Below are 13,256 nucleotides of genomic sequence, written 5' to 3'. Positions count from 1 at the left end.
TGCGCTTTGAGACGATGGCTTCAACAGCCAGCGCCCGCCAAGGGCGGGGATATCGAGGGAACGCCAAGGGGAAGGCTATGCCGATCGTCAAGGCCGATCGCCTCACGCGCATCAGCGCCGCCCTGCTCCGCGCCGCCGGAGCCTCCGAGGAAGAAGCCGAGGCCGTTGCGGTCGGCTGCGTCAACGCCAATCTCGCGGGCCACGATTCCCACGGCGTGATCGCCGTTCCCACCTATATCGACCGCATCAAAGCCGGTCACATCGTGCCCGGCGCCCAATGGACCATCGTCCAGGAAACGCCGACCACGACCGTGATCGACGGCCATTGGGGATTTGGCTTCCACGTCAACGCCAAGGCGATGGCGCTGACGATCGAGAAGGCGAAGACCGCGAACGTCGCCGCCTGCACCGTGTTCCGGCAGAGCCATGTCGGTCGCCTCGCCGCCTATCCGCTGATGGCGATGCGCGAGGGCATGATCGGGATCGCGACGGCGGATTCCGGCCGTTCGCCGAAGCACGTGGCGCCGTTCGGCGGCAAGGAGGCGCGGCTCGGCACCAACCCGATCTCGATCGCAGTGCCGTCCGACCTTGACGCGCCGTTCTACCTGGACATGGCGACCTCGGCGGTCGCCGCCGGCAAGATCCAGCTCGCGGTCGCACGCGGCGAGGAGATTCCAACGGGGTGGATCATCGATGCCGACGGTCGGCACACCACCGATCCCACCCAGTACCGCAAGGGCGGCGCGCTGCTGCCGCTCGGAGGCACCGAAGGCTACAAGGGCAGCGGCCTTGCCGCCATGGTCGAGGTGCTCTGCGGCCTGTTGACCGGTCTCGGCTTCGGCGTCGAGCCGACGGGGCGGCACAATGACGGCTGCTTCATGGCCGTGTTCAACGTCGCCGCGTTCCGCCCGCTGCAGGAGTTCAAGCGCGAGGTTGCGGAGTTCGCGCGCTATCTGAAATCGACGCCGCCCTCCGAGGGCAGCAAGGGCGTCTACTATCCCGGCGAGATCGAGGGCCTGCGCGAGCAACAGCGCCTGCGCGACGGCATCGAGATCGAGGACGCCACCTGGGAGAAACTGCGCACGCTGGCGCGGGAGTACCGGCTCGAAACGGTGCTCGATCTGGCCTGACGGAATTGGAGAACAGCAGCATGACGCGACAGATGGTCCTGGTCGGCTTCCTCCAGGCGCAGAATTGCACCAACCTGCCCAGCTCCTGGCGACATCCGGACTCGCGCGACGATTCGATGTCGGCCGATTACTATCAGGAGATCGCGAGAATCCTCGAAGCCGGCAAGTTCCACATGGCCTTCTTCGACGACCGCCTGGCGATGCCGGACCGCTACGGCAACGACCACGCCCACACCGTCGAATACGGCATCCGCTGCGTGAAGATGGACCCGCTGATCGTGCTGACCACGATGGGCATGGTCACCGACAAGCTCGGCCTCGGCGCAACCTGCTCGACCACCTATTACGAGCCGTTCGATGTCGCGCGCCGCTTCGCAACGCTCGATCTCATGTCCGGCGGACGCGCGGGCTGGAACGTCGTGACCTCGCTGAACGACGGCGAAGCGCTCAACATGGGACGCGACTCCCATCCCGAACACGATTCCCGCTACGACAAGGCCGACGAGTTCATGGAGGTCGTGCTCGGTCATTGGGACACCTGGGAAGACGGCGCGCTGATCATGGACAAGCAAAGCGGCCGCTTTGCCGATCCGACCAAGGTGAAGCGGCTCGATCACAAGGGAGCGGCCTTCAAGTCGCGCGGGCCGTTCACCGTACCGCGCTCGAGCCAAGGCCACCCCGTGATCATCCAGGCCGGCGCCTCCGGCCGCGGCCAGCGCTTTGCCGGCCGCTGGGGCGAGGTGATCTTCACCGCCGCGCGCAATCTCGCGGCCGCCAAGGAAGGCTACGCCGCCGTGCGCAACCAGGCCGCCAAGGCCGGCCGCGATCCCGACCAGATGTTCCTCTGCAACCTGACGACACCGGTCTGCGCCGCGACCAAGGCCGAGGCGGAGGACAAGATGGCGCTGATCAACACGCTGCCGCTGCAGATCGACGCCCTGTCGCTGCTCGCCGAAGCGCTCAACTACGACTTCGCGTCCAAGGATCTCGACGAGCCGCTGACGACGGACGAGCTGAAGAGCATGCAGGGCATTCTCGGCATCCGCGACGGCGTGCTGAAGAATTCGGGCAAGAGCAATCCGAGCGCCCGCGACTTCGTCACCTTCTCCGGGCGCGGCCAGGTGCAGGACGCGATGGTCGGTGGCCCCAAGGAGATCGCGGACAGGTTCGAGGAGATGTTCGTCGAGCGGGGCTGCGACGGCTTTGTCATCGCGGCGACCTATGTGCCCGGCTCCTACGCCGATTTCGTCCGGCATGTCGTGCCTGAGCTGCAGCGCCGCGGCCTGTTCCAGAAGGATTATCGCGGCAAGACGCTGCGCGAAAATCTCGGGCTGAAGCGGCCGGCCGCCGGCGCCTGGAAGGTGCAGCCGCGCGATGCTGCGGAATAATAGCGAGGGGACGACATGCGCTGGCTGAAATTCACCGCCGCGGGCAAGACCTGCTGGGGGCTCGTCGAGGCCGATCAGGTGGTCGCGGTCGACGGCGATCCCTTCGGCCAATGGCAGCGCGGCTCGCGCACGCATGCGCTCGGCGACGTCAGGATCGAGCTGCCGCTGATCCCGCGCACCTTCTATTGCGTCGGGCTGAATTATCTCAAGCACTTGAAGGAAGCCGCCGACAAGGCCGGCACGGTGCCGGCCGTGCCGGACCGCCCCGAGATCGGCTACCGCGCCCAGAACGCGTTGATCGCGCATGACGAGGACGTCGTCATCCCGTCCTTCGCGACCGAGAAGATCCACTATGAGGGCGAACTCGTCGTCGTCATCGGCAAGAAGGTGAAGCACCTCACCGCAGAGAACGCGATGGATTGCGTGTTCGGCTACACCATCGGCAACGACGTCAGCGAGCGCAGCTGGCAGAAGGCCGACCGCGGCCTGTGGCGCGCGAAGAACGCCGACACGTTCAAGCCGATGGGGCCGTGGATCGAGACCGAGGCCGATCTCGCGGGGATGGAGACGGTGGTCCGGGTCAACGGCACGGAGACCAACCGCTTCGCGACCGCCGACATGATCTTCGGCGTGGTGCCGTTCCTGGTCGAACTGACGAAGTATTTTACGCTGTGGCCCGGCGACGTGATCTGGATGGGCACGGACGGCGCATCGCCTGATATCAGGCACGGCGATGTCGTGGAGATCGACATTACCGGCATCGGGACGTTGCGGAACAGGTTCGTGCGGGAGGGACAGTCGCTCTCGTAGGGTGGGCAAAGGCGCTCTTGCGCCGTGCCCACGATCCGTTTCCGTTGTGAAAGCTCGTGGGCACGCTTCGCTTTGCCCACCCTACGGCACTTCCCGTGTGTCAAAACGGCAGCGCCACGCTCGTCTTGATCTCCTTCAGCACCACGTTGCTGCGGACATAACGGATGCCGGGGATACGGAACATGAACTCGTCGAGGAAGCGGTTGTAGGCCGCCATGTCCTGCACGACGACGCGCAGATGATAATCGGCGTCGCCCGTGGTCGCGAAACATTCCAGCACCTCGCGGCGCGTCGTGACTCTGGCCACGAATTCGTCGACGAATTTCGCGTCATGCCGCTCCAGCGAGACGTGGAGAATGGCGGACATCGCAAAGCCCGCCTGATCGCGCGCGACCAGCGCTGCATAGCCGCGGATGACGCCGCTCTCCTCCAGCGCGCGCACGCGGCGCCAGCAGGCGGAGGTGGACATGCCGACCTCATCGGCGAGTTGCTGGTTGGTAGCCCGGCCGTCCTTCTGGAGATGGGCGAGAATCCGCGTATCCTGGTCTTCAATCATGTAACCCCCGCCGCGGTAATTTCTACCGAATTGTGCCATCTTCCGCAAAATTTTACCGGATTATCGATCAATACCGGGTGAATAGGCAAGACCTACCAGCATTCCCGGCATACCCTTCCGTCATCGGCAGGATGCCGCGCGAGGTCCGCCATGGACGCCATTCCGTCACTCGATGCTTACGAGCTCTCCGACCGCTACGACCGCGAGGACGGCCGTGTCTTTCTCACGGGGACGCAGGCCATCGTCCGCATCGCGCTCGATCAGGCGAGGCGCGACCGCGGGAGCGGCCTCAGCACCGCCGGCTTCATCTCCGGCTATCGCGGCTCGCCGCTCGGCGGCGTCGATCTCGAGCTGTGGCGCATCCAGGAACGGCTGAAGCGGGACCGCATCGAGTTCCTGCCGGCGGTCAACGAAGACCTGGCGGCGACCGCGGTGCTCGGCTCGCAACAGGTCGAGACGCAAGGCGACCGCGAGGTCGATGGCGTGTTCGGGCTCTGGTACGGCAAGGGCCCCGGCGTCGACCGTTCCGGCGATGCGCTCAAGCACGGCAATGCCTATGGCTCCTCGCCGCATGGCGGCGTGCTGGTGGTCGCCGGCGACGACCATGGCTGCGTGTCCTCCTCGATGCCGCACCAGTCCGACGTCGCCTTCATGAGCTGGTTCATGCCGACGCTGCATCCGGCCAGCGTCAGCGAGTATCTGGAATTCGGCGAGTATGGCTATGCGCTCAGCCGCTTCTCCGGCATGTGGGTCGGCTTCAAGGCGATCTCCGAAATAGTGGAGTCCGGCGCCTCCGTCGCGCTCCGACCTCCGCGTGCCTTCCGCACACCCGACTTCACGCCGCCGCCGGGTGGCTTGCATTATCGCTGGCCCGATCTGCCGGGCCCGCAGATCGAGGAACGGCTGGAGGCCAAGAAGCACGCGGTCTACGCCTTCGCCAAGGCCAATCCGATCGACCGCCGCATCTACGACATCAAGGACGCGACCTACGGCATCGTCACGACGGGCAAGGCGCATCTCGATCTGATGGAAGCGCTGCGGCTGATGGGCCTCGATGAAGCCGCCTGCCGCAGCATCGGCATCGACGTCTACAAGGTCGGCATGGTCTGGCCGCTGGCGCTGCATGACGCCATGGATTTCGTGAAGGGCAAGCGCGAGATCCTCGTGGTCGAGGAGAAGCGCGGCATCATCGAGAGCCAGTTCAAGGAATATTTCTACGACTATCCCGGCAGCAAGCCCGAGCGCATGGTGGGCAAGCACGACGAGACCGGGGCAAGGCTGATCTCCTGGATCGGCGAATTGTCGCCGCGCGCACTGGCGTCCGTGCTGGCGCGGCGGCTCGACCCGATGTTTCCGGGCCTCAATCTGGCCGCGCGCGCCGCCGCGCTGTTGCCGGAGGCGTCCCGCACCATCAACGTGTCGGGCGCAACGCGCACGCCCTATTTCTGCTCGGGTTGCCCGCACAACACCTCGACCAAGGTGCCCGAGGGATCGAAGGCGCTGGCCGGCATCGGCTGCCACTTCATGGCGAGCTGGATGGACCGCGAGACCTCCTCGCTGATCCAGATGGGTGGCGAGGGCGTGAACTGGGCGGCCTCGTCACGCTTCACCGGCAACAAGCACGTCTTCCAGAATCTCGGCGAAGGCACCTACTACCATTCCGGCTCGATGGCGATCCGGCAGGCGGTCGCTGCCAAGGCGAACATCACCTACAAGATCCTGTTCAACGATGCCGTCGCGATGACCGGCGGCCAGCCGGTCGACGGCCCCGTCAGCGTGCAGGCCATCGCGCATAGCGTTCGCGCCGAAGGCGTGGCGCGCATCGCGCTGGTCTCCGACGATCCCGCGCAATTCAGTCCGGCGGACCTGCCCGGCGGCGTCACCATTCATCCCCGCGAGGAGATGGACGCCGTGCAGCGCGAGCTGCGCGACATTCCCGGCGTGTCCGTCCTGATCTATCAGCAGACTTGCGCCACGGAGAAGCGGCGCCGGCGCAAGCGCGGGCAGATGGCCGATCCCAAGCGCTTCGCGTACATCAACGATCTCGTCTGCGAAGGCTGCGGCGACTGCTCGGTCGAATCCAATTGCCTCAGCGTCGAGCCGAAGGAGACGCCGTTCGGCCGCAAGCGCCAGATCAATCTGTCGGCCTGCAATAAGGATTTTTCCTGTCTCAACGGCTTCTGCCCAAGCTTCGTGACCGTCGAGGGCGCGACGCGCCGGAAGAAGAGCGCGAGCCAGATCGACGCGGTCGGCCATGCGGCTGCGCTTCCGCTGCCCGCCACCGCACCGTTCGATCGCCCCTATGACCTGCTCGTGACAGGCGTCGGCGGCACCGGCGTGATCACCGTTGGCGCGCTGATCGGCATGGCCGCGCATCTTGAGCGCCGCGGCGTTTCGGTGCTGGACTTCACCGGCTTTGCGCAGAAGTTCGGACCCGTGCTGAGCTACATTCGCCTCGCACCAAGCCCCGAGGCCCTGAACCAGGTCCGCATCGACCAGGGTGCGGCCGATGCGTTGATCGGCTGCGATCTGGTCGTCAGCTCTTCGCCGAAGGCATCCGGCACCTATCGCCGGGGCACGCGCGCCGCAGTCAACACCGCAGAGATGCCGACCGGCGACGTCGTCCGCTTTCGCGATGCCGATCTCGCCTCCCCCGCCCGCCTGCGCGCCATTGGCCAGGTCGTCGGCGAGCACAATCTCGGAACGCTCGATGCCAATGCGCTGGCCGACCGGCTGCTCGACGATACCGTCTATGCCAATATCATCATGCTCGGCTTTGCCTGGCAGCGCGGGCTGATCCCGATTTCGCTTGCCGCGCTGCTGCGCGCGATCGAGCTCAACGGCGTCATGGTCGAGCGCAACAAGCAGGCCTTTGCCTGGGGCCGGATCGCGGCGTCCGCTCCGGACTTCCTGCCGGCGCCGACCGAGGCGCCCCCAACCGAGACGCTCGACCAGATCATCGACCGTCGCGCCGACTTCCTCACCGCCTATCAGGACGGCAGCTATGCGGCACGCTACCGAGCGACCGTCGCAAGGGTCCGCCATGCCGAAGCTGCCCTGAACAGCGAAGCGCTGACCGAGGCCGTCGCACGCGCCCTGTTCAAGCTGATGGCCTACAAGGACGAGTACGAGGTGGCGCGCCTGCACATGCAAAGCGGCTTCCTCGACGAGCTGAAGCGCGAATTCGAGGATGGCTTCAGCATCCAGTATCACCTCGCCCCGCCGTTCCTGCCGTCGCGGCGCGATGCACGAGGACGTCCGCGCAAGCGCGCCTTCGGCCAGTGGATCGAGATGCCGCTCGCCGTGCTGGCGCGATTGAAAGGGCTGCGCGGAACGCCGTTCGATCCGTTCGGCTACACCTCCGAGCGGCGCGCCGAGCGCGAACTGATCGCCTGGTATGAAGGCGTGATCGAACGGTTGCTCGGCGGGCTCGATACAGCGCGTCTTGCGAGCCTCATCGCAATTGCAGAGGCGCCGATGGAGATCCGCGGCTATGGCGCGGTCAAGGACACCGCGATCGGGAAGGCGAAGACGGAGGTCGAGCGGCTGTTTGACGAACTCCGCACGCCATCGCCGGCAAGGCTGCGCGCCGCCAGTTGACGCAAAGCCGGGTCCACGGCGCAAGCGCGCCTTGCCACCCTCTGGCCCGGCGCCGCGCCGCTCATGAATACGGGTTGATCAGCTTCTGCTGTTCGGCGCTGTGGTGCACGAGCAGGTCGATGAAGGTCCTGACCTTCGCCGACAGATGATGCCGATGCGGATAGACCGCGTTCATGGACAGCTCGACCGTCCGATATTCCGGCAACAGACGCACGAGATGGCCCGCTTCGAGGTCGTCTTGAATGAGAAACCCGGCCATCAGGCACACCGCGGCTCCCTCCAGCGCGACCTTTCGCAACGCTTCCCCGCTGTTGGTGACGAAGCTGCCCGAGATTCGGACCGACGCCGGGGCGCCCTTGCGGTCGAGAAAGCGCCATTCGTCGCCAAACGGATAGTTCAGATGACGACCGCAATTATGCGTGGTGAGCTCGTCGAGTTTCTGCACCCGGCCGTGCCTCTCGATGTAATCGTGGGAACAGCACAGCACGTGGCGCCAGGTGGCGAGGCTCCGCACGATCAGGCTCGAATCCGGCGGCGGGGTCATGCGCAGGGCAACATCATAGCCTTCCTCGATGAGATCGACGTCGGCCTCACCCATGCGCAGATCGATCTTGAGCTCCGGATAGGTGGACAGCAGCCTCGCCACCACCGGCGTCACGAACGGCACCATATGGGTGGCGACGTGAATGCGCAGCGTGCCGCGGGGCACCGACTGCAATTCACCCGCGATGTCGTCGGCCTGTTCAATGTCCGCCAGGATCTGGACGCAGCGGTCGTAATAGGCCTTGCCGATCTCCGTAAGGTTGACCTTGCGCGTGGTGCGGTGAAGCAGCCTCACCCCGAGCCGGTCTTCCAATGCCTGGACGTGATTGCTCACCATGGTGGTCGACATGTTGAGCTTGCGGGCTGCCGCGGAGAAGCCGCCGGTCTCGACCACGCGGCTGAACACTTCGAGGCTGGTCAATCGGTCCATGGCTGCGTGATTGTCCGCTCTGGATAGATAATCGCTGGGGATACCCCTCGATTATCTATCAGATCCTGGAAACGGGTCCCACCCCGCCCAGAGCCTCGCGTGCGGCAGGACCCAGACGCGTTTGCCGCAATCGTACGACAGGGACGGCAATCGCTCTGGCGCACTCGCCGGGCTGGCTCGGTACACCACTGAGGTCAAGATGCAGCCTCGGACTATCCGCTGCTGGCGGATAATCCTTCCTGCATTTCGCCAATTATCGCTTGAACTGGAAAGACCGATATTCCCGGCGAGCCGAAAAGGAATACCGCCATGTCCGAGATGCCCCGCACCGATAACTTTCAGCAAGCAATTGAAATTCCTGATGATTATTCCAAGGCGAAGCCGGGTGCCCCGCCCCGGAATATGGTTCGGCGCGCGGCGCTGGTGCTTGCGCTGCTCGCGGGCACGGCGGCCGCGGCCTATTACGGGCACGACTACTGGACCAACGGTCGCTACCTCGAGACGACCGACGACGCCTATGTGAAGGCGGACTCCACGATCGTCGCACCAAAGGTCTCCGGCTATATCGCCAAGGTGCTGGTGGGCGACAACGAGAAGGTCAGAGCCGGCCAGCTTCTCGCCAAGATCGACGATCGCGACTTCAAGGCGGCGCTGGAGCAGGCCCGCGCCGATATCGCCGCCGGCGAAGCCTCGGTGCGCAACATCGATGCCCAGCTCGAGCTCCAGCAACCGATCATCGAGCAAAGCACCGCCGATGTTGCGGCAGCGGACGCCAACCTCAAATTCGCGCAGGAGGAGCGCGCCCGCTACGACGATCTGATGAAGTCGGGCTCCGGCACCATCCAGCGCGCACAGCAGACTGACGCGGCCCTGCGCGCCAGCAGCGCACAGCTGCAGCATGCCAAATCCGGCCTCGTGGCCGCGCAACGCAAGGTCGACGTGCTCACCACCCAGCGCGCCCAGGCCGCCGCCCAGCTCGAGCGGGCCCGCGCGGTCGCACAGCAGGCGGCGCTGAACCTGTCCTATACCGAGATCACTGCACCTGTCGACGGCACGGTCGGGGCGCGCGCACTGCGCGTCGGCCAATACGTCCAGGCCGGCACGCAATTGATGGCCGTGGTGCCGCTCGATGCGGTCTATGTCGTCGCGAACTTCAAGGAGACGCAGCTGACGCATGTGCGCCCCGGCCAGCCGGTCGAGCTGCACGTCGACAGTTTCCGTAACCGGACCCTGCGCGGCCATGTCGACAGCCTGTCGCCGGCCAGCGGGCTCGAATTCGCGCTCCTGCCGCCGGACAACGCCACCGGCAACTTCACCAAGATCGTGCAGCGTGTTCCCGTGAAGATCGTGCTCGACGACCACAGCCTGATCGGCCTGCTCCGCCCCGGCATGTCGGCGGTGCCGACCGTCGACACCAAGCAGACGGTGCTGGCAGAGCGCGACACCGCAAAGCATCTGGCTGAAAACGCCCCTCGCCGGAACGGCGGTTGAAGCCGGAAGACTCAGGCGGGATTGTCAAATCCTGCCGGACGATCCTTCCAGAACTTCCTCGATGATCGAGACCACCTGTCTAACGCATCCTGTCTCCGTATCCGAGACGAGGTTTCCATGAGCACGCTTCAACCGACAGTCAACGCCGCATCCATCGCCAACATCGCCGCGCCAGCCGCTCCCGCGACGCCGGCCGTGTCGGCAAAAACCTGGATCGCGGTGATCGGCGCGACGCTCGGCGCCTTCATGGCGGTGCTGAACATCCAGATCGTCAACGCCTCGCTCGCTGACATCCAGGGCGCGATCGGCGCCGGTATCGACGATGGCGGCTGGATCTCCACCTCCTATCTGATCGCGGAGATCGTGGTGATCCCGCTCTCCGGCTGGCTCGCGCAGGTCTTCTCGATTCGGATCTATCTTCTGACCAACGCGGTCCTGTTCCTGCTGCTGTCGGCAGCTTGCGCGCTGGCGCAGGACCTGCCGCAGATGATCGTGCTGCGCGCCGTGCAGGGATTCACCGGCGGTGTTCTGATCCCGATGGCGTTCACGCTGATCATCACGCTGCTGCCGCGCGGAAAGCAGCCGGTCGGTCTTGCGTTGTTCGCGCTGTCCGCGACGTTCGCTCCCGCGATCGGCCCGACCATCGGCGGCTATCTCACCGAGAATTTCGGCTGGGAGTACATCTTCTACGTCAACCTCGTCCCCGGCGCGGTCATGGTCGGCATGCTCTGGTACGCGCTCGAGGCGAGGCCGATGAAGCTGGCGCTGCTGCGCGAGGGCGACTGGGCCGGCATCATCACCATGGCCATCGGGCTCTCCGCCCTCCAGACCGTGCTCGAGGAAGGCAACAAGGACGACTGGTTCGGCTCGCCCTTCATCGTCAAGCTGTCGGCGATCGCGGTCGTGGCGCTGACCACCTTCTTCATCATCGAACTCACGGTGAAAAAGCCGCTGCTCAACCTGCGCCTGCTCGCCCGCCGCAATTTCGGCTTCGGCATGCTGGCGAACTTCCTACTCGGCGTCGCACTGTACGGCTCGGTGTTCATCCTCCCGCAATATCTGGCACGCATCCAGGGCTACAACGCGGAGCAGATCGGCATGGTGCTGGCCTGGACCGGGCTGCCGCAGCTCGTGCTGATCCCGCTGGTGCCGCGGCTGATGCAGAAATTCGACGCGCGCATCGTGATCGGCGTCGGCTTCGTGCTGTTCTCGGCCTCGAACTTCATGAACATCTATATGACCAGCGACTACGCCGCCGACCAGCTGCTGTGGCCCAACGTCGTCCGCGCCATCGGCCAGGCGCTGGTGATGGCACCGTTGTCGGCGGTCGCGACCGCTGGGATCGAGGCCGAGAATGCGGGTTCCGCCTCCGGCCTGTTCAACATGATGCGCAATCTCGGCGGCGCCGTCGGCATCGCACTGCTGCAAACCGTGCTGACCAAGCGCGAGCAATATCACTCCAACGTGCTGATGCAGTCGGTCTCGGTGTTCGAGCAGGCCACCCGCACGCGACTGGAACAGCTCACGCAATATTTCGTCAGCCATGGCATTCTCGACCGTGCAGACGCCGCGCATCGCGCCTATGTCGCGGTTGGCCGTATCGTGCAGAAGCAGGCTTACATCTTCGCCTTCAGCGACACCTTCTACCTGCTCGGCATGGCGCTGATCATCGCCCTGATCGCCGTGTTCTTTCTGAAGAAGCCAAGCCATCTTGCCAGAGATGGCGCGCACTAGCATGATAAACTCAACCAAAAGGAGAATAATGATGAAGCCTCGCATGAACTACTATCAGGCTGCGCCCGAGACGTTCAAAGCCCTGGTCGCGGTCGAAACCCAGATCAAGGCGAGCGGCCTGGAGCAATCCCTGATCGAACTGGTCAAGACACGTGCATCGCAAATCAACGGTTGCGCCTACTGCATCGCGGTCCATACCGAGGACGCCCGCAAGCGCGGCGAGACGGAGCAGCGGCTTTATCTTCTCAATGCCTGGCGCGAATCCCCCCTCTACACCGACCGCGAGCGCGCCGCCCTGGCCTGGACCGAGTCCGTGACGCTGATCGCGCAGACGCACGCGCCCGATGACGTCTACGAGCAGGTCCGCGCGCAGTTCTCCGACGCGGAGACGGTGAACCTGACCATGCTGATCGGCGCCATCAACGCCTGGAACAGGATTGCGATCGCGTTCCGCGCGGTGCATCCGGTGAAGGTCAAGGCGTCGGTGGCGTGAGGGTGGTGCAGGCCTCAAACGCAGGTCTCGCAGGGTGGGCAAAGCGAAGCGTGCCCACCTACTGTGGCTAACAGGAGCGAAGACGTGGGCACGGCGCAGGGGCGCCTTTGTCCACCCTACGGCAGCTGAGCGCGTGGCTCAGACCGCCGTCGCCTTGGCGAACTCCACATAGATCTCGCGCAGGCGCGTCGCCATCGGGCCTGGCTTGCCGTCACCGACCTTCTTGCCGTCGATCGCGATCACCGGCTGGACGAACAGCGACGCCGACGTCGCGAAAGCCTCCTTTGCGGCCAGCGCCTCGGCGACCGTGAACGAGCGCTCCTCGACACGAAGCTGGCGCTCTTCGGCGAGCGCCACCACTGCCTTGCGGGTGCAACCCGGCAGGATCGCGTTGGAGTTCTTGCGGGTGACGATGACATCGTCCTTGGTGAGGATGAACGCCGAGGACGAACCGCCCTCTGTGACGTAGCCGTCTTCCAGCATCCAGGCCTCGCCCGCGCCGGCTTCGGCCGCCGCCTGCTTCGCCAGCACCTGCGCCAGCAACGCCACGCTCTTGATGTCACGGCGCTCCCAGCGGATGTCGGGCACCGTGATCACGTTGATACCGGTCTTTGCCGAGGCGGCGTTGATGATGTCCTTTTCCGACGTGAACATCACCAGGCTCGACTTGACGTCACCCTTGGGGAAGGCGAAGTCGCGGCCCTTGTCGGCGCCGCGCGTCACCTGGAGATAGACCAGACCGTTCGCGAGCTTGTTGCGCGCGATCAGCTCCTTCTGCAGCTCGGTGATGCGCTCGAGCGTCTCCGGCAGCTTCAGCTTGATCTCGCCCACCGACCGCTCCAGCCGTGCCAGATGCGAGGCGTTGTCAACCAGCTTGCCGTCCAGCACGGCCGAGACCTCGTAGATGCCGTCGGCGAACAGGAAGCCGCGATCGAGGACCGAGATTTTGGCGTCCGAGAGCGGGACGAATGAGCCGTTGACGTAGGCGATCGGGTCCAAGGCAGGTCTCCAGGCAGGGAAAGGGAATTTGGCCACCGGTATAGGAGATTTGGCGAGCCCGATAAACCCTCGTTCCGTCATT

Annotated in this window: 10 protein-coding genes; 7 read left to right on the top strand and 3 right to left on the bottom strand. The window is 65.0% G+C overall.

The genetic code is table 11. From position 1 onward, the window contains the following. Positions 1-77: 77 nt before the first annotated feature. The 3 genes from CO669_RS01620 to CO669_RS01610 are packed head-to-tail and all read left to right on the top strand — an operon-like array spanning position 78 to position 3,328. Positions 78-1,130, top strand: a complete 1,053-nt coding sequence (locus CO669_RS01620; RefSeq protein ID WP_097657449.1) for an Ldh family oxidoreductase — start codon at positions 78-80, stop codon at positions 1,128-1,130. A 20-nt stretch (positions 1,131-1,150) separates the two neighbouring features. After that, positions 1,151-2,518 (top strand): LLM class flavin-dependent oxidoreductase, encoded by a 1,368-nt coding sequence (locus tag CO669_RS01615; protein ID WP_097657925.1) that lies wholly within the window; start codon positions 1,151-1,153, stop codon positions 2,516-2,518. Between the two features lie 15 nt (positions 2,519-2,533). Beyond that, entirely contained in the window at positions 2,534-3,328 is a 795-nt protein-coding gene (locus CO669_RS01610) for a fumarylacetoacetate hydrolase family protein (protein WP_097657448.1), read from the top strand. A gap of 100 nt (positions 3,329-3,428) precedes the next feature. Here CO669_RS01610 and CO669_RS01605 read toward each other — a convergent pair whose 3' ends face one another. Further along, on the bottom strand, positions 3,429-3,884 hold the full coding sequence (locus CO669_RS01605) for an Lrp/AsnC family transcriptional regulator (RefSeq protein WP_097657447.1): 456 nt from the start codon (positions 3,882-3,884) through the stop codon (positions 3,429-3,431). A 150-nt stretch (positions 3,885-4,034) separates the two neighbouring features. Here CO669_RS01605 and CO669_RS01600 point away from each other — a divergent pair, with 150 nt between their 5' ends. Beyond that, positions 4,035-7,484, top strand: a complete 3,450-nt coding sequence (locus CO669_RS01600) for an indolepyruvate ferredoxin oxidoreductase family protein (protein WP_097657446.1) — start codon at positions 4,035-4,037, stop codon at positions 7,482-7,484. Between the two features lie 61 nt (positions 7,485-7,545). On the opposite strand, the gene CO669_RS01595 is transcribed toward CO669_RS01600, so the two are convergent. Then, positions 7,546-8,457: a LysR family transcriptional regulator gene (locus tag CO669_RS01595; RefSeq protein WP_097657445.1), complete on the bottom strand. Its 912-nt coding sequence runs from the start codon at positions 8,455-8,457 to the stop codon at positions 7,546-7,548. A 309-nt stretch (positions 8,458-8,766) separates the two neighbouring features. Between CO669_RS01595 and CO669_RS01590 the strand changes: the two genes are divergently transcribed. The 3 genes from CO669_RS01590 to CO669_RS01580 all read left to right on the top strand — a co-directional run bounded on the left by CO669_RS01590 (position 8,767) and on the right by CO669_RS01580 (position 12,175). After that, entirely contained in the window at positions 8,767-9,948 is a 1,182-nt protein-coding gene (locus tag CO669_RS01590) for an HlyD family secretion protein (RefSeq protein WP_097657444.1), read from the top strand. Positions 9,949-10,065: 117 nt separating this feature from the next. After that, entirely contained in the window at positions 10,066-11,682 is a 1,617-nt protein-coding gene (locus CO669_RS01585) for an MDR family MFS transporter (protein ID WP_097657443.1), read from the top strand. Between the two features lie 31 nt (positions 11,683-11,713). After that, on the top strand, positions 11,714-12,175 hold the full coding sequence (locus tag CO669_RS01580; protein ID WP_097657923.1) for a carboxymuconolactone decarboxylase family protein: 462 nt from the start codon (positions 11,714-11,716) through the stop codon (positions 12,173-12,175). A 138-nt stretch (positions 12,176-12,313) separates the two neighbouring features. On the opposite strand, the gene CO669_RS01575 is transcribed toward CO669_RS01580, so the two are convergent. Beyond that, complete coding sequence (locus tag CO669_RS01575) at positions 12,314-13,174, bottom strand: D-amino-acid transaminase (protein WP_198963759.1); 861 nt, start codon at positions 13,172-13,174, stop codon at positions 12,314-12,316. Positions 13,175-13,256 lie beyond the last annotated feature (82 nt).

Source organism: Bradyrhizobium sp. Y36, from assembly GCF_002531575.1.
Classification (GTDB): Bacteria; Pseudomonadota; Alphaproteobacteria; order Rhizobiales; family Xanthobacteraceae; genus Bradyrhizobium.
Note: the sequence above shows the minus strand (reverse complement) of the source record. Positions and strands in the feature narration are given on the sequence as shown.